At 64.2% G+C, this 16,709-nt stretch carries 17 protein-coding genes; 8 read left to right on the top strand and 9 right to left on the bottom strand.

The features are described 5' to 3' along the window. The first annotated feature begins 47 nt into the window (after positions 1-47). Both mutL and EJ066_RS20005 read left to right on the top strand, forming a co-directional pair. Positions 48-1,907, top strand: a complete 1,860-nt coding sequence (mutL, locus tag EJ066_RS20010; protein ID WP_126040927.1) for a DNA mismatch repair endonuclease MutL — start codon at positions 48-50, stop codon at positions 1,905-1,907. Between the two features lie 135 nt (positions 1,908-2,042). Beyond that, positions 2,043-2,489, top strand: coding sequence for an AAA family ATPase (locus EJ066_RS20005; protein ID WP_245455222.1), 447 nt, complete (start codon positions 2,043-2,045; stop codon positions 2,487-2,489). Positions 2,490-2,533: 44 nt separating this feature from the next. On the opposite strand, the gene EJ066_RS20000 is transcribed toward EJ066_RS20005, so the two are convergent. Beyond that, positions 2,534-3,427: a DMT family transporter gene (locus tag EJ066_RS20000; protein ID WP_126040923.1), complete on the bottom strand. Its 894-nt coding sequence runs from the start codon at positions 3,425-3,427 to the stop codon at positions 2,534-2,536. An 89-nt stretch (positions 3,428-3,516) separates the two neighbouring features. Between EJ066_RS20000 and EJ066_RS19995 the strand changes: the two genes are divergently transcribed. Then, the gene (locus tag EJ066_RS19995) at positions 3,517-4,443 is read left to right on the top strand and encodes a LysR substrate-binding domain-containing protein (RefSeq protein ID WP_126040921.1); all 927 of its coding nucleotides are present in this window, start codon (positions 3,517-3,519) and stop codon (positions 4,441-4,443) included. Positions 4,444-4,718: 275 nt separating this feature from the next. Next, positions 4,719-4,952 (top strand): DUF2093 domain-containing protein, encoded by a 234-nt coding sequence (locus EJ066_RS19990; RefSeq protein WP_027153867.1) that lies wholly within the window; start codon positions 4,719-4,721, stop codon positions 4,950-4,952. Between the two features lie 180 nt (positions 4,953-5,132). Here the strand turns inward: EJ066_RS19990 and lpxK are convergent, their stop codons facing one another. The 6 genes from lpxK to EJ066_RS19960 all read right to left on the bottom strand — a co-directional run bounded on the left by lpxK (position 5,133) and on the right by EJ066_RS19960 (position 10,783). Then, entirely contained in the window at positions 5,133-6,218 is a 1,086-nt protein-coding gene (gene lpxK, locus EJ066_RS19985; protein WP_126040919.1) for a tetraacyldisaccharide 4'-kinase, read from the bottom strand. 1 nt (position 6,219) lies between these two features. Continuing rightward, positions 6,220-7,536, bottom strand: a complete 1,317-nt coding sequence (waaA, locus tag EJ066_RS19980; RefSeq protein ID WP_126040917.1) for a lipid IV(A) 3-deoxy-D-manno-octulosonic acid transferase — start codon at positions 7,534-7,536, stop codon at positions 6,220-6,222. Beyond that, complete coding sequence (locus tag EJ066_RS19975) at positions 7,533-8,321, bottom strand: lysophospholipid acyltransferase family protein (RefSeq protein WP_126040915.1); 789 nt, start codon at positions 8,319-8,321, stop codon at positions 7,533-7,535. The genes waaA and EJ066_RS19975 overlap by 4 nt, the downstream gene beginning before the upstream one ends. A gap of 5 nt (positions 8,322-8,326) precedes the next feature. After that, positions 8,327-8,572 carry a DUF4170 domain-containing protein gene (locus tag EJ066_RS19970; protein ID WP_126040913.1) on the bottom strand — a complete coding sequence of 82 codons (246 nt, stop codon included), beginning with the start codon at positions 8,570-8,572 and terminating at the stop codon, positions 8,327-8,329. A gap of 74 nt (positions 8,573-8,646) precedes the next feature. After that, positions 8,647-9,453, bottom strand: coding sequence for a 3'(2'),5'-bisphosphate nucleotidase CysQ (locus EJ066_RS19965; RefSeq protein ID WP_126040911.1), 807 nt, complete (start codon positions 9,451-9,453; stop codon positions 8,647-8,649). Continuing rightward, positions 9,440-10,783, bottom strand: coding sequence for a TldD/PmbA family protein (locus tag EJ066_RS19960; protein WP_126040909.1), 1,344 nt, complete (start codon positions 10,781-10,783; stop codon positions 9,440-9,442). The genes EJ066_RS19965 and EJ066_RS19960 overlap by 14 nt, the downstream gene beginning before the upstream one ends. A 206-nt stretch (positions 10,784-10,989) precedes the next feature. Here EJ066_RS19960 and EJ066_RS19955 point away from each other — a divergent pair, with 206 nt between their 5' ends. The 3 genes from EJ066_RS19955 to EJ066_RS19945 are packed head-to-tail and all read left to right on the top strand — an operon-like array spanning position 10,990 to position 13,157. Next, complete coding sequence (locus EJ066_RS19955; RefSeq protein WP_126043981.1) at positions 10,990-12,063, top strand: glycosyltransferase family 2 protein; 1,074 nt, start codon at positions 10,990-10,992, stop codon at positions 12,061-12,063. Then, positions 12,038-12,730, top strand: coding sequence for a class I SAM-dependent methyltransferase (locus EJ066_RS19950; RefSeq protein ID WP_126040907.1), 693 nt, complete (start codon positions 12,038-12,040; stop codon positions 12,728-12,730). Before EJ066_RS19955 ends, EJ066_RS19950 begins: the two co-directional genes overlap by 26 nt. Next, positions 12,708-13,157 (top strand): GtrA family protein, encoded by a 450-nt coding sequence (locus tag EJ066_RS19945; RefSeq protein WP_126040905.1) that lies wholly within the window; start codon positions 12,708-12,710, stop codon positions 13,155-13,157. Before EJ066_RS19950 ends, EJ066_RS19945 begins: the two co-directional genes overlap by 23 nt. 100 nt (positions 13,158-13,257) lie before the next feature. Here EJ066_RS19945 and EJ066_RS19940 read toward each other — a convergent pair whose 3' ends face one another. Both EJ066_RS19940 and EJ066_RS19935 read right to left on the bottom strand, forming a co-directional pair. Then, complete coding sequence (locus tag EJ066_RS19940; protein ID WP_126040903.1) at positions 13,258-13,890, bottom strand: hypothetical protein; 633 nt, start codon at positions 13,888-13,890, stop codon at positions 13,258-13,260. Then, complete coding sequence (locus EJ066_RS19935; protein WP_126040901.1) at positions 13,877-15,040, bottom strand: hypothetical protein; 1,164 nt, start codon at positions 15,038-15,040, stop codon at positions 13,877-13,879. Before EJ066_RS19935 ends, EJ066_RS19940 begins: the two co-directional genes overlap by 14 nt. A gap of 191 nt (positions 15,041-15,231) precedes the next feature. Here EJ066_RS19935 and EJ066_RS19930 point away from each other — a divergent pair, with 191 nt between their 5' ends. Next, on the top strand, positions 15,232-16,704 hold the full coding sequence (locus EJ066_RS19930) for a phosphatidylserine/phosphatidylglycerophosphate/cardiolipin synthase family protein (protein ID WP_126040899.1): 1,473 nt from the start codon (positions 15,232-15,234) through the stop codon (positions 16,702-16,704). Positions 16,705-16,709: the final 5 nt, after the last annotated feature.

Raw genomic sequence — 16,709 nt, 5'->3', positions numbered from 1 at the left:
CAATTCTACCCCTCCCGCATCGACCACGAATCCGCCTATAGTGCCTCATGCCCATCCGCCAGCTTTCCGAAACGATGATCAACCAGATCGCCGCCGGCGAAGTCATCGAGCGTCCGGCAAGCGTGGTCAAGGAACTGGTCGAGAATGCGCTCGATGCCGGTGCTGCCAGAGTAGAGATCGTCACCGCCGGCGGCGGGCTGAACCTGATCCGTGTCACCGACGACGGTGCGGGCATTCCCGAACAGGAACTGGCGCTGGCGATCGCACGGCACTGCACCTCGAAGCTCACTGAAGACATCCACGACATCCGCTCGCTCGGCTTTCGCGGTGAGGCGCTGCCGTCGATCGGCTCGGTGGCGCGGCTGTCGATCCGCTCGCGAACGGCCAACGGCGACAGCGCCGCCGAGATCGGCATCGAGGGCGGACGCGTGTCGGCCGTCAAGCCGGCGGCCGCCAATCGCGGCACCACGGTCGAGGTGCGCGACCTGTTCTTCGCCACGCCGGCGCGGCTCAAATTCATGAAGGGCGAGCGCGCCGAAAGCTCGGCGATAAGCGACGTGGTCAAGCGGATTGCGATCGCCTTCCCCGCCGTGCGCTTCACGCTGGCCGGCTCCGACCGCTCGACGCTGGACCTTTCGGCGGCCGGCGACGGCCCCGAAGGACGACTGCGCCGCGTCGCGCAAGTGATGGGCGCCGACTTTCCGGACAATTCCATCGCCATCGACGCAAGCCGAGACGGCGTGCACCTTGCTGGCCACGTCTCGATCCCGTCCTTCAGCCGCGCCAACGCGCTGCAGCAATATGCCTATGTCAACGGCCGGCCGGTGCGCGACAAGTTGATTGCCGGCGCCATCCGCGGTGCCTTCGCCGACGTGCTGCCGCGCGATCGCCATGCGGTGACGGTGCTGTTCCTGACGCTCGATCCGGCCATCGTCGACGTCAATGTCCATCCGGCCAAGGCCGACGTCCGCTTCCGCGATCCGGGACTGGTGCGCGGGCTGATCGTCGGCGCCATTCGCGAGGCGCTCGCCAACGCCGGCATCCGGGCCGCCACCACCGGGGCCGCTGGCATGATGGCGGCATTCCGGCCGGGCGCGGCGTCCTATGCGCATCCAGGACCGGCCAATGGCCACCGCAGCTACGAGGCGGCCTACCGGGCCTCAGGCTCCGCCGGTTTCGACCCCTCCCGCTCGCCGCAGCGGCCGCTGGATATGGGATTTGCTGATGGCGGCTTCGGCGAAAACGAGCAGGCGGCATTCGACGCCGGACCGCTTCACAGCGCCGACGCGCGCGCCGGGCAGGACGAAGCCACACAGACGCTGCTTGGCACGGCGCTGGGTGCCGCACGCGCGCAGGTGCATGAGAACTACATTGTCGCGCAGACCACGGATTCGCTTGTCATCGTCGACCAGCATGCGGCGCATGAGCGGCTGGTCTATGAGGCGTTGAAGAACGCACTGCATTCACGCGCCGTGCCGTCGCAGATGTTGCTTCTGCCCGAGATCGTCGACTTGGCCGAAGAGGATGCCGAGCGGCTCGCCTTGCATTCCGAAACGCTGGCCCGCTTCGGCCTCGCCATCGAGCGTTTCGGCCCCGGCGCCGTCGCCGTGCGCGAGACGCCGTCGATGCTCGGCGAGACCAACGTTCAGCAGCTGGTGCGCGACCTTGCCGACGAGATCGCCGACAACGACACGGTCGACACGCTGAAGGAGCGGCTGGACAGGATAGCCGCGACCATGGCCTGCCACGGTTCGGTGCGCTCCGGCCGGCTGCTCAGGGCAGAAGAGATGAACGCGCTGCTGCGCCAGATGGAGGCGACGCCGGGCTCCGGCACCTGCAACCACGGCCGCCCGACCTATATCGAACTCAAGCTCGCGGATATCGAGAGGCTGTTCGGGCGGCGGTAAAGACTACAGGGTTGAGTTGCTCCCCTCACCGCTTTCTGAGGTCGCTTTGTGCAACGGATAGTCATCCTCGGAAATGCCGGAAGCGGTAAATCAACCCTAGCAAGGGAAGTGGGCGAACGGTTGAAATTGCCGGTCGTGCACTTGGACAAGTTGTTCTGGGGGCCAGGCTGGACCAAATCTCAATACGAGGTTTTCCGCGCACGCGTTAGCGAGGCCATCTCCGGTGATGGCTGGGTGTGCGAGGGAAACTATCATCGCCAGACCTTCGATTTGAGGCTTCCCAGAGCTGATCTCGTCGTCTGGCTCGACACCCCTCGCGTAAGATGTTTGAGCCGGGTCGTATTGCGCAGCGCATTGAACCGGCCCCGGCCCGATATCGCGGAAGGATGCCACGATAGGCTGGACAAGGAGTTTTTGTTGTTTCTGCGCTACGTCTGGAATTTCGATCGCAACAGTCGGCCGTTCATCGAGGCGGAGCGCTTGGCCAGGGGACCGCTTGTGCCGGTGATGAGATTGCGTGGCAACCGTCAGATTTCCCACTTTGTAAGCTCGCTTGCTCGTCAACCAGTGCAGAGCCCCTGAGCAGGCGATCATTTTAAGTCAGGAAAACCTTACAACCCTCTGATTCACCTTTTCAAATTCACCACGATGACGCCGCCCAGAGCCAGCGCGCCGCCGATGATGCCGAGCAGCGTCGGCACTTCGCCGAGCCAGAAGAAGCCGATCGACGTCGCCACTGGCGAAACCAGGTAGAGGAAGTTCGAGGCGCGGGCTGCCGGCAGGCGGGAAAGTGCTGTTGCCCAGGCGGCGTAGGCGATCAGGCTCGGCACGATGCCGAGAAAGATGACGGCCCCGAGGCCGGCGGTATCGGCGACCGCCGCCTGCGACAGGCCGCTCGGCAGGAAGGGCACCAGGCAGAGTGCGCCGAGCACCATGTTGGAAGCCGAAATGGTCAGCGGATGATGGCGGGCAAACAGCGGCTTCTGGACGATGGTGTTGACCGCCGAGCACAGCGCCGAACCCAAAACCAGCAGCGCGCCGGTGTTGAAATTCAGGCCCTGCCCCTCGCCCATCGCAATGATGCCGATGCCGGCGAAGGAAATGGCGGTGCCGAGCCAGGCCACGCCCGAAAAACGTTCGCCGAGCAGCGCCATCGCCATGATCGCGGTGAAGATCGGGCTCACATTGATGATGAAGCCGGCAGCACCAGCAGAAACCGTCAGCTCACCGTAGTTGAGCATTACCGTATACAGCGCAACGAAGACGACGCCGCCGATCGCAAAGCGCCACAACTCGTCGAGCCGGGGCAGCGCCGGCCGCTTGACGGCGAGGAAGATCGCCGCCGGCACCGCCGCGATGGCGAAGCGCAGCGCGCCGAGTTCCAGCGGCCCGAAGGCGGCGAGGCCGGCGCGGATTGCCGGAAAGGCAGAGGCCCAGCCAACCACCGTCAGTGCCACAGCGATGGCTGCCGTGGTGTCCATCCGCTGTGTCGTATTCAACGTTCCGGCATAGGCGCTCATCTCACATCCTCGTGCTTTATTGTCCCGGAGGCAGAAAACGCCATTGCGGGCCGGTTGACAAACGACCAAATCGAGAGTGAGCTGTGACTATGGATCACAGCTCCGACACGATGCTGCCGCTCGAAACCCTGCGCGCCTTCGACGCCGCGGCGCGGACAGGCAGTTTTTCGGCCGCCGCCGAAAAACTCAACATCACCCATGGCGCCGTCAGCCGGCAGATCGCCAAGCTCGAGGATTGGCTCGGGCTCAAAGTGTTCGATCGCGGCGCGCGCGGCGTTTCGCTGACGATCGAAGGCAACCGGCTGCATCTGCGCACCAGCGAGGCCTTCGCCTTGATATCCAGCAATTCGGACCGCTGGGTCGAGCCGCGCGGCACCGCCGTGGTGCGGCTGACCTCTATCCCCTCGGTCAGCGGGCTGTGGCTGATGCCGCGCATGGCAGAGCTGGAAAACAACCCGTCCAAGCTGCGCATCGTGCTCGATGTCGACATCCGCCAGGCGGACCTCGCCGAGGAGGGTATCGATCTGTCGATCCGCTGCGGCCGCGGCCGCATCCCGGGCCGCGTCTCGGTGCAGCTTTTCGAGGAACATGTCTTCCCGATCGCCTCGCCGGACCTCGCCAGGGAGATCGGCCGCGGCGACCCTGCCCGGCTGCTCAAATTCCCGCTGATCAACGATTCGGACGCCTCGGCCTGGCGCGCCTGGTTTGGTGCGCAGGACATGGACTATCGCCCGCGCCCGCAGGACCGCCGCTTCGAGGACTACAATCTGGTGCTCGACGCCGCGGCCCATGGCCTCGGCATCGCGCTGGCGCGGCCGCCGATGACCAAGCATCAGCTGACGTCGGGCCGCATCGCCGCTGTCGACGACCGCATCGTGCTGAGCCCGATATCCTACTGGCTCGACCGGCCGATGGGGCGGCCGCGCGCCGCCGCAGCCGAGCTTGCGCGGCGCATCGCGCTGCAGGCTGGGCTGGCGGCGGAGACAATCGAGGATTTCATCGCGGCCGAGCAGTAAGATACCGGGCGTCCACCTTGCGGCTTGAAGATGGCACCGAGGCCTGAAATAAAAACCCGCCTCGGCGGCGGGTCGTTGGCGCAAATCAGCACCATGCTTAAATCCATAGCATAACTGCCGGCACAAAGCAAGAACAAATATGCTATGCCCCGGGCCAACCGGCTTTGCGCTGAGCCCGCGTTTCCCGCGCCTCGCTGCCCGCTTCATCTCGCTCCAAGCTTGACCTTGCCCGCGATTTGTGGCGATGACATCGTCATGAACCTTGGCGCCACCTCATGATGAACCGTTTCGAAGGCCCTGGCGGCAAGGAAGCCCGTATCCGCTACCTCGACGGCGACTTCCAGGTGACCAGCCCTGGCGCCTTCGTGCGCTGCGCGGTCACCGGCGAAAGCATCCCGCTCGATGAGCTCAAATACTGGAGTGTCGCCAGGCAAGAGCCCTATGTGAGTGCCGCCGCCTCGCTGCGCCGCGAGATCGAGGCGCATCCGGAGTTGCGCAGCCGGCGGTAGTCACCTCTCCTTCGTCATCCCAGGGCGAAGCAGGAGCGAAGCGACGTCGCGGAGACCCTGGGATCCATGCCGTGAGTTCGGCCGAAGAACGCAGCGGCGCAAAGGTTGCGATCCCTTCTGCCTGACTTCCGCACTGCAGGTTCTGCACCGTTGTGGCGCTCCCATGTCGCGGCATGGATCCTAGGGTCTGCGCTCCGCTTCGCGTCGCTCCGCCCTAGGATGACGAAGCGTCCACTGCTCACCCTTCAGCTTGCGCTGCCGCCAGGCATCGAGCGTCTCGTCGATGATGCGTTCGGGCACGTGGTCAGGATCGAACACGGTGTCGATCTCCAGCACATCGAGCTGCCCAAGGAAATCGGCGGGCGCGGCATCGTGGCGCAGCCGGGCGGCGTCCTTGGCGGTGGTGATGAGGCCAAGCCCGGCACGGCGCGCCGTCGTTGCCAGTTCGGCAAGCTCGTCCTCGCCGTAGAAATGATGATCAGGAAACGACCGGGTCAGCGCGACTTCGCCGCCGGCCTCACGGACCGTGTCGAAGAATTTGTCGGGATGGCCGATGCCGGCAAAGGCCAGAAACCGCTTGCCGGCCAGCCCCGCCTTGCTGCTTGGCCGTGTACGCGCCTCGAAGATCGGCCGGCCGGCGCGCGCCGCCTGGCGGACGACCGCATCGGCAGCAAGGCCCTCGCCCATCTTCAGCAGCGCGCTGGTGAAGACCAGTTGGTCGACGATACCAGCCCTGAGCGGACCGCCGGGAATGACACGGCCATTGCCGACGCCGTAGCGTGCGTCGACGACGACCAGCGCGTAATCGATATGGATGCGCGCGCTCTGGAAGCCGTCATCCATGATCAGGAAATCACAGCCGTGTTTTTCCAGTAGAAGACGCGCGCCGGCGGCGCGGTTCGGCGTCACCGCGACCGGCGCGTGTTCGGCCAGAAGCAGCGGCTCGTCGCCGACATGCCTGGCGGCGTCGTGATGGCGATCGACGACATGCGGCTCGCCGAACGAGCCGCCATGGCCGCGCGACAGGAAACCGGGATTGAGCTGCATGCGCCTGGCCTGTCCGGCCAGCGCGATCGCCACCGGCGTCTTTCCGGTGCCGCCGACGGTGAAGTTGCCGACGCACAGCACCGGCGCCTCGACCTTTTCGCGCGCCGCCGAGCGCATGCGGCGGCCGGCAACGAGTGCATAGATCGCGGACAGCGGCGCCAGCGCCAGCGCGCGCCAGTCCGGTTCTTCCCACCAGAAGGGTGGCGCTTCGCTGGCCACTTTAGCGGCCGTTGGCGCCCTTGAGGCGCGACTTGACGACCAACGGCTGGATGTAGGGCTCGAGCGACTTCAGTGTGCACGCCAGCGCGCCGCGCATCTCGTCGACGGTCGCCGCACCCGCTGCTATCATCTCGTGGCGCGCCACCTCGTTGGTCAAAAGGAAATTGACGGCGCCGGCCAGCATGTCGCGGTCGCGCACCAGCTTGGCGCCGCCGCTGTCGAGCAGGCGCTGATAGGCCTCGCGAAAATTCTGGACATTGCGGCCGGACAGCACCGCCGTGTCGAGCATGGCTGGCTCCAGCGGGTTCTGGCCACCCTGCGAGGTGAGCGAACGGCCAACGAAGGCGATCTCGGTCAGCCTGAGATAAAGCCCCATCTCGCCGATCGTGTCGCCGAGCAGAATGTCCGTATCGGCGGTGATCCTGTCGCCCTTGCTGCGCCGCGCGACTTTCAGGCCCATGCCGGAAATCTGCGCCGCTAGCGCTTCGGCGCGATCGGGATGGCGCGGCACGACGATCGTCAAAAGACCGTGGTGACGCTTGTGCAGCGTCGCGTGAACTTCGGCGGCCACCACCTCCTCGCCGTCATGGGTCGAGATCGCCGCCCAGGTCGGGCGGGTGCCGATCTGGCGCTTCAGCGCGGACAACGCCCGTTCATCGGCCGGCGGCGGCGTGGTGTCGACCTTGAGGTTGCCGGACACGGTGACCGGCCGGGCGCCGAGCGAGAGGAAGCGCTCGCCATCGATTTGCGATTGAGCGACGACATGGGCGAGATTCTCGAACAGCGCCTCGGCGATGTTGGCGCGCTTCTTCCAGGATTTGAACGAACGGTCCGACAACCTGCCATTGACCAGCACCTGCGGCACACGGCGCGCGCCGAGCTCCAGGATGGTCATCGGCCAGATCTCCGATTCGGCGATGATCGCCAGATCCGGCCGCCAATGGTCGAGGAAGCGGCTGACCGCCGGCTTGAGGTCGAGGGGCACATATTGGTGGATGATGCGGTCGCCGAGCCGTTCGTCGGCAACCTGAGCGGAGGTGACGGTCCCCGTCGTCAGCACGATGTTGACGCCATAGTCGAGGATGCTCTCGACCAGCGGCACGACGGCGATGGTCTCGCCGACGCTCGCCGCATGGATCCAGATCAGCGGCCCCTCGGGGCGCTCGCGTCCGGCGATGCCATAGCGCTCGCGGCGGCGAATTCGGTCTTCCTTGCCCCTGGAGGTGCGCCAGGCGACATAGGGCCCGATCAGCGGATAGGCGGCTGCGCCTGCGAAACGATACGCCGTCAGGAAGGTGCGCGCCCAGCGCTCGCTCATTTCGAGCCATCCACGAGACGGTAGGCCTCGGCGGTCGCGGCGTTGAGCGCGGCCGTGACCTCCTGGCGCTTGCGTTCCATTTTGGCCTCATCAGCGTCGGCCGGAACGAAGACCGGCGCTCCCACGACGATCGAGGAGCGGCCGAACGGCAGATTGATCGTGGTCTTGTCCCAGCTGCGCTCCAGCACCTTGCGGCGGCTGGTGGCGATGGCGGCGGGCAGGATCGGCCGGCCCGAAAGCCGCGCCAGGAGAACGATGCCAAGCCCCGCGTCGCGCGGCGTGCCATGCGGAATGTCAGCGATCATGGCGACGTTCTTGCCGGCGGCGAGCGACTTTTTCAGGGCAAGCAGCGCTTTGGCGCCGCCCTTGTCGAGATGCTTCGAGTTTTGGCGCCCGCCCGAGCCGCGCACCGCCTCGATGCCGAACCTCTCGAGCATCAGCGCGTTGAGCTCGGCGTCGGCGCTGCGCGACACCATGGCGACCAGCTGCCGTCCCTTGGGATAGTAGGCCGGGGTCAGAAGATGCTGACCGTGCCACAGCGCAATGATGCCCGGCTCGAATTGCCGGTAGGCGCCGCCCGACATCTGCGTCGATCCGTCGACCACACGGTTGGTCAGGCGGATGAGGCGAACGAACTGCGCGAACAGGCTGGCGATGGCGTTCTTGACGAATCGCGATTGCGCCAGCGGTTCGCGTATTCTGCGCCAGAATGTCTTCGAGGTGCCGCCACGGCGCCTTCTGCCCGCGGATCTCGTGGCCAGCCCTTTCACTGCTTCATGGTCCATCGATGTTAACTGGCAGCCTTGTTGTCGGGGTCGAGCAACCGGTGCAGGTGAACGACGAAATAACGCATATGGGCATTGTCGACGCTGGCTTGGGCCTTGGCTTTCCACGCCGCTTTCGCGGACTGATAATCGGGATAGATACCAACGATGTCGAGCGCGTCGAGGTCGCGGAATTCGGCTCCGCTCAGATTCTTGAGTTCGCCGCCGAACACCAGGTGCAAAAGTTGCTTCTTTCCGTCTTCCGCGGCCATGTCGGTCCTTCACATATCGTGAGTTTGTGACAGGTCTAGACCAAAGCCGCCGACTTTGGAACCATTGAAAATGCTCAATTGTCCAGCCCGGCGATGACGCCGGAGAGGATGGCGAGGAGTTCGCCGCTGCCGGCAACCAGCGCGCTGTGGCGGATCACTTCGCCGGCATAGCGCGGCGCGCGGCCGTTCTGGTCGAGCAGTGCGCCGCCAGCCTCGCGCAGGATGAGGTCCGCCGCGGCAATGTCCCAGTCATGTGCGTTGGGTTTGACGAAGGTCGCGTCCAGCGCGCCATTGGCGACCATCGCCAGCCGATAGGCGAGCGAGGGAATATAGGGCACGCGGTTCAGCCGGCCCCGCCATTCCGCCGGCATCAGGTCGATCAACGGCTTCGGCCCGCCAATGTCGACCGTCGCCGCCGGGCGGCGCGCGGCAATGCGACGGCCGTTCAGGAACGCGCCCTCGCCGGGCAGCGCCCAATAGGTCTCCTCCATAGCCGGACATTCGAGCACGCCGGCAAGCGTGCGGCCGTCCTCGACCACCGCGACGCTGACGCACCAGGAGCGGAGGCCTTCGAGGAAGCCGCGCGTGCCGTCGATCGGATCGACGACGAAGGTGCGGCGGGCGGCAAGCCTTGCCGGATTGTCGGCCGTCTCCTCCGACAGCCAGCCATAGTCCGGCCGCGCCGCAAGCAAGGTTTCGCGCAGATAGGCGTCGGCGGCGTGGTCGGCCTCGCTGACCGGCGAGGTGCCGCCCTTCATCCAGACTTGCGGGTTGTTGCCGAAATAGCGCATGGCAATGGCGCCCGCCTCGCGGGCAGCGTCGCGCAGGAGGGCCAAATCCGCGCGAGCCCCAGCGGATATGACCTGGTCAAGCTCCGGCAAGGGTCATGCCTTCGATCAGCAGCGTTGGTGCCGCGGTGCCGAAATTGCGATCGAGATCGCTCGCCGGGACCATGCTGAGGAACATGGCCTTCAGGTTCGAGGCGATGGTCACCTCGGCGACCGGATAGGCAAGCTCGCCATTCTCGATCCAGAAGCCGGAAGCGCCGCGGCTGTACTCGCCGGTCACCATGTCGACGCCCTGGCCGAACACTTCGGTGACGTAAAAGCCTGATTTAAGCGACTTGATGAGGTCTTCGGGCGTCCGCTCGCCCGGCTCGATGGCGAGGTTGGTCGATGACGGCGAGACCGAAGAGCCGCTGCGCGAGCCGCGGCCGTTGGTGATCAGCCCCAATTCCCGCGCGGCCGAGGTCGACAGGAACCAATGGTTCAAAACACCCTTCTCGACCATGAGCAGTCTTTCGCCCTCGATGCCTTCGCCGTCGAACGGACGCGACGCCTGGCCGCGGCGCCGGAGCGGCTCGTCGGTGACGGTGATCGCGGCCGCCGCCACCTTTCTGCCCATCATGTCGCGCAAAAAGCTGGTCTTGCGCGCGACCGACGCGCCATTGATGGCGGCGCCGAGATGGCCGGCGATGCCGCGGGCGACGCGCGGGTCGAACACCACGTCGACCGGCCCGGTCGCCGCCTTGCGCGCGCCGATACGCCGCGCGGCGCGTTCGCCGGCCTTGCGCCCGATATCCTCCGGCGCATCGAGATCGGCAAAATGCTGGCGCGAGGAATATTCATAGTCGCGCTCCATGCCGGTGCCCTCGCCGGCGATGACGCTGGTCGAGCGCGAAAAGCGCGACGCGACATAGTGGCCGACGAAGCCGTGCGAGGTGGCGAGCACCAGACCGCCGAGCCCGGCGCTGGCGCCGCTGCCGGCCGAATTGGTGACACCCTTGACGGCAAGCGCCGCCGCTTCCGCGGCAAGGGCTGCTTCCTTCAACTGGTCGGCGGAGACCTCCGTCGGGTCGAACAGATCGAGGTCGCGCGGCTTATCGACCAGCAGGGCCGGGTCGGCAAGGCCCTGATAGGGGTCCTCGGGCGAGACCTTCGCCATCGCCACGGCGCGTTCGGCGAGCGCTTTAGGATCGGAGGCAGCGGTTGCCGAGACGCTCGCCACCCGCTTGCCGACGAAGACGCGCAGCGCGACATCCTCGCTCTCGGACGCCTCGGTACCCTCGACCTTGCCAAGCCGCACCGACACGCCGGCCGAACGGCCGCGCACCGCAACCGCGTCGGCGGCATCGGCGCCGGCGCGTTTGGCAGCCTCGACCAAGGCTGCGACGCGGTCGGTCAATTTCGCTGCGTCGAGCGTATCCGTCATGCGCATGATCCTGCACTTTTCGACCGCTTTCGGCGCGGCCCATTGCTGCACCATCTATTGTTCCGGTGCGGCTTGTGCAATGGGCGAAGTGGCAAGGATGCATCAGCGAGAGACATCGGGACCGTAGAGTTCTGCCCGAATTCGCCAAATTAGCGATTTCTTATGTGTCATTGGAACTTTCTAGCTTACCATCCAGTTTTAATTGCATGCGAGACGCTGTGATCCAAAGCATCAGGACTGCGGTTAACGTATCGCCGCCGCGCTACTCGCTGGTCCTTCCAATATACAACGAAGAAGAAGTGTTGCCTCGACTGATCGAGCGGATCAGTTCCCTGATCTGCCGACTGGACGGAGAGGCTGAGGCGATCTTCGTCGATGACGGAAGCGTCGATGGAAGCGTCGAATACCTTCGGAAGGTGGTCGCTGTCGAGCCGCGCTTCCGGCTGATCGAGCTTTCCCGCAATTTCGGCCATCAGGTCGCGATCACCGCCGGCATGGACGCGGCTACGGGTGATGCCGTCATCGTCATGGACGCCGACCTGCAAGACCCGCCGGAGGTGGTTCTCGATCTGGTGGCGAAGTGGAAGGACGGTTTCGAGATCGTCTATGCCCGCCGTATCAAGCGTGAGGGCGAATCCTGGTTCAAGCGCGTGACGGCGAGTCTCTTCTACCGTCTGCTGGAGAAGATGACGTCGGTCGACATCCCACGCGACGTCGGGGATTTTCGTTTGGTCGGCCGCAAGGCGCTGGAAACCTTCAAGCATATGCCCGAACACGATCGCTTTGTCCGGGGCATGTTCGCCTGGATGGGGTTCAAGCAGGCGGCGGTTGCTTTCGAACGCCCCGCGCGGACGCTTGGCCAGACCAAATACCCATTCTGGAAGATGATGCACCTTGCCGTTCACGGCATCGTCAGCTTCTCCGAAAAGCCGCTTCGCATGGCGCTGTGGGGAGGATTGGCCATCTCCGCGCTTGCCGTAGTGTTCGGTGCTTACGCCGTCTTCGCCTGGATTTTTGAAACCGGCATCATTGCCGGCTGGACATCCACCGTGGTGATCGTGTCGCTGTTGTGCGGCATCAATCTGTTCATGACCGGCGTGGTCGGGCTTTATGTCGGCGGCATCCACGCCGAGGTGAAACGCCGTCCGCTTTACGTGATCGATCGGGTCACCGGCTTCGACAAGGCGATGCGTGCCGCCACCCCTGGTCAGAGCCGCCGATCGATTCGAAAACCCAGGAATGGAGCCTCGGCTGATGGCCGAACTCTTCGACAGCTATAAATCAAATTATGGCGAGGCGGTCGCAGGATCCATCCGGTTTTCTGGACTCAAGCACGACTTCTTTCTGATCGCCAAGGCCGACCTGCTGCGGCGCCTCGTCGTCGAGCGAGGGCTTCGGCAGGGCGGTGCGAGTGTGCGAGCGCTGGATGTCGGCTGCGGCGTCGGGTCGCTCCACCCTTATCTCGAAGGCGCTTTCGAGAACCTGGATGGCTGCGACGTCTCGGAGGAATCGATCCTGCGCGCCGGCCAGGACAATCCGCGTGTGAGCTACAGGGCCTGCACCACGCCGAGCCTGCCTTATGAGGACGGTGCGTTCGATCTGGCTTTCGCCAGTTGCGTCGTCCATCACGTTCCGCCCGTCTCCTGGCTCGATTTCTTCCGGGAAATGCGGCGCGTCGTGCGTCCGGGCGGCGTCGCCTGCATCATCGAGCACAATCCCTATAATCCGCTGACGCGTCTTGCGGTGTTCCGTTGTCCGTTCGACCGGGACGCCGTCCTGCTCAACGCCGCCAAGGCAGCGTCCTTCTTTCGGGAGGCGGGCTTCAGCGATATCCGATCCGAGCACTTCCTGCTGCTGCCGTCGGCAAGGCCCTTCGCCAAAAAAGTCGAGCGCCTGCTCGCTCCTCTGCCGCTTGGAGCCCAGTATGCGTGCAGTGCGCAGGTCTGAGGCCCGTTCGACCGCCGGCGCCGGACTGAGGCTGCTGGCGCGCTTCGGGTTGGTCGGCATCGCCGCGACGATCCTATATGCTGTCTTGGCTATCGCCTGGGTCAGATGGATCGGCTTCACCCCCGTCCAGGCGTCACTTGCGGCTTACGCCGCGGCCGCCGTGTTTTCGTATCTCGCCCACAAATCTGTGACCTTCCTGTCGAGCGGATCGCATCGATCGGAAGCTCCGCGTTTTCTCATGCTGACGGCGACAGGCTTCGCCGTGGCTTACGCGGCGCCGGCGCTTTTGACGGCGAAACTCGGCCTGCCGCCCATCATTGCCATTCTGGTTACATGCTCGCTCATTCCGGTGATCAATCTTCTCATGCTCGACCGATGGGTTTTTGCGCAGCGGAAACCCGGCCGGCAAGGCGATCGCTCCACCTAAAGCGCGTCGCGTTTGAACGGATTCATGTGACGCGCTTTAAGTTCTTGTTTTTATGCATGTCGTTATCGCAAAACCGCTGCACACTTTTGCGCGACATGCATTAACCCGCTTCAATGGCATCCAACCGGAACGATACCAGCTTGATGGAGCGTTTGTAGATGTTGCTGGCGGCCGGAGTTGGCGGAATTCCGTCGAGATAGTCGAAGGCGATGTCGAGTGCCTTGGCCTCGCCCAGAGCCGCCGGTGGAATGACGAACGAGACCTTTCGCAGTTCCTTGCCAGACAGCGTCACCGCATGCGCCCGGACGCCGTTCACCGAGATCACCACCCTCTGCGTGATCTGCGGAGGACGAATGACGGCGGTCATTTGCAGCGTGGCAACCAAGCCGTGACCGAGTGGCGGTATCTCCAGGCGAAGCCGCGAGGTCTCGCCCAGGGAATGGGTGCCGTCGCCTGCCGACCCCGACCAGCCACAGACCTTTATGCTGGCTGCCCGTTTGGCGCCGTCGCTGCGGAAGGATACCGTCTGGCCAAGTGTGTAGCTGCCGGTGGCGTCGCGGTTGAGGCAGGTCGTCGTCCGATCGACGTAAAAGGCGCGATAATCGGCGTTGACGTTCGGATTGAGAGCAAGCGCAAGGATGACGATCTCGGCCGCCCCTAGAACCGCTGCGAGCGCATAGCCGCCGAGCCGAACGGCACGCCGATACGGATCCGCAAAGTCAGACCAGGGCAAGGTAGCCTCCGATCCACGCTGCAGTCATGAAATAACAGGCGCCCAGGAAAAGGAACAAAGCTGCCAGACAACTCAGCTTCGACGCCGATAACAGGACGGCCAGCAACATTGTCAGAGGCGCAAGACCAACCACGTATCTGACCATGGAGGCCAGGTTGGTGATCAGAGGCAGGATGATGCAGATCGCGCAGAACAGCGCGGCGCCATATTGCCTGCGGACCGCCAGACCCGCCGACAGCGCCAGTCCGGTGACCGCGGCCAGCGCGCTCCATTGCGGCGCCGTGGGCAGCCATCCGGTGGTCGGAACAGCCGAGAGCCCGTCCCATAAAAAGACGAGCGGGTTGCCGGCCACCCGTCCAAACGCGCGCTGGACGTGCAAGAACGCAAAGCCGTCCCCGACCGTGAGATGGAGAAACAGCATGTAAGCGAACAAGCCGGCAGGCGAGATGAAGATCGCCACGAGCAAATCCGGTCGGCCAAGCACCCAACGAGGGAAGGACGGCATCGATCCGCCTCGCTCGCGATGCTCCTTGAACATTTGAATGACGATCGCAAACACAACAAGGACCCCGACGAGCCTCGTTGCCGACAGCAGAGCGGATGAGACACCCGCGGCGAGATAGCTGGAGCGTTTGAGCGCTAGAAAAACGCAGGAAGTCAGGAGCACGAAAAGAGGTTCGGTCAGGAACGTCGTGAAGTGGAACGAGAACGGGCCGCTGAGCAGAAAGGCGCAATATAGTATGTAGGCCCGCATGTTCTTCTCGAGCAGCGGCCATGCCACCAGACAGGCGGCGTAGCTGCAGAACATGGAGGTGATCGTGGCGACCAGTATCGTCTGGAAAGGGAAAACAACACGGATCGCCGCCATCAACATCGGATAGAGTGGAAAGAAGCCCCAGCGACCGACATTGCTGTGGTTTGGAATGGGAAAGCGCTCGTAACCCTGTTCGCTGATGCCAATATACCAGGCGCAATCCCACCGGCAGAGCGCACGGGCATAAGCAGTGAACCCTGATTCTGCCGATATCGAGGCAAATGCGGCATAGCGAATGGCTAGGCCGCTGATCGCGAACAATAACGGCACCGCTGCGACGGCCATGACCATGAGGCGACCGCCAGCGTTAGGACGCACGACATCTTCGAGCGCCAATTCTGCCTCCACCCAGTGAGTGACTGACGCCACTCGCCCACTAGATCAGCGCCTTGCCATGGCGAAGTCAAGCCGTGCCCCTCACAGGCGCAAATCAGTGAGCCGCAGGCCACAACCCGGCGCAAGCCCGTCAACACCAGACATGAGCAGCTGCATTGCGTTCTGCGACCGCACGCTGGATAGTTTCAGCAATGTGGCAGACCTTGATGACTCATTGGCCAAACGTCCTCGTGATCATTTCGGCGGTGATGGCGACCGTCGGCATCGCCCATGCCATCATGACGAAGGAAGACGTCCGCGCCGCCACTGGCTGGGTCGGCGTGATGTTCCTGTCGCCGTTCCTCGGTGTGCTGATCTACGCTGTTGCTGGCATAAACCGTATCCGCCGTGCGTCGATCGGCGCGCAGCGGCTGCTCGCCAGCGACGTGGCTTCCGCAAAACACGACCGCGACATTGCCGCCGAAGGATTGATTGCCGAGCGATACGGCCAACGGTTCACCGGCCTGAAGACGTTGGGCGACAGGGTGGCGCGGCGTGCCCTGACGTCGGGCAACGCAATTGCGATGTTGAAGACAGGTGACGAGGCCTATGCCGCGATGTGCGGAGCGATCGATCGCGCTCAACGCAGTATTCTCCTTGAAACCTACATCTTCGACAATGACGACGTCGGGCAGCTTTTCGTCGAATCGCTTGGCCGTGCTGTCCGGCGCGGCGTGACCGTACGCGTGCTGATCGACGCCGTCGGCGTGCGCTACTCGGTGCCCAGCATCCTCAGGCAGCTCAAGGCGGCTGATGTCACCGCCGATCTTTTCAACGGCAACATCGTCATGGGCCTGCGACTTCCCTATGCCAATTTGAGAACCCACAGGAAGATCCTGATTGTAGATGGCATGATGGCGTTCACGGGAGGGATGAACATCCGCAAGGGATTCTCGGCCGAGTTTGCCGGCTCCTCCAGCGCCAGGGACACGCATTTCCAGGTCACCGGGCCGGTTGTGGCCGACCTTTTCTCGGTTGCGGCCGAGGATTGGCGCTTCGCCGGCAACGAGGCCTTGAAAGGCGACGCCTGGAGAATAGAAAATCCCTCGCCCCCGGACCGCACCTTGGCCGGCCAGCCGATGCTGGTGCGCGCGGTGGCAACGGGGCCGGATGCCAGCATCGAAACGAACCACCAATTGCTGATCGGGGCATTTTCCGTTGCCCGCAAATCGATCCGCATCATGTCGCCCTATTTCCTGCCGGACCGGGAACTGATCAGCGCGCTGACGACAGCTGGCCGGCGCGGCGTCGAGATCGATATCGTCGTGCCGGCGGTGAACAACCTCTTCCTCGTCGACCGCGCCATGACGGCGCAGTTCGACCAGGTGCTGAAGCACTATTGCCGCGTATGGCGCCACGCGGGCTCGTTCGATCATTCGAAGCTGATGTCGATCGATGGCGTGTGGGCCTATGTCGGATCCTCCAATCTTGATGCCCGCTCGCTCAGGCTGAATTTCGAGATCGACATGGAGGTTCTGGATGCAAGCTTTGCCGCCGAGATCGATGAGAGGATCGGCTCGGCGATCGCCTCCGCCATACCCGTAACGCTCGAAGCCTTGCGAGCCCGACCATTCATCGTTCGCCTGTTCGACCGGGTGCTGTGGCTGGGGTCGCCCTATCTCTAAGGAAT

Origin of the sequence: Mesorhizobium sp. M9A.F.Ca.ET.002.03.1.2 (assembly GCF_003952365.1) — a bacterium.
In the GTDB taxonomy this organism is placed as follows: Bacteria; Pseudomonadota; Alphaproteobacteria; order Rhizobiales; family Rhizobiaceae; genus Mesorhizobium.
Note: the sequence above shows the minus strand (reverse complement) of the source record. Positions and strands in the feature narration are given on the sequence as shown.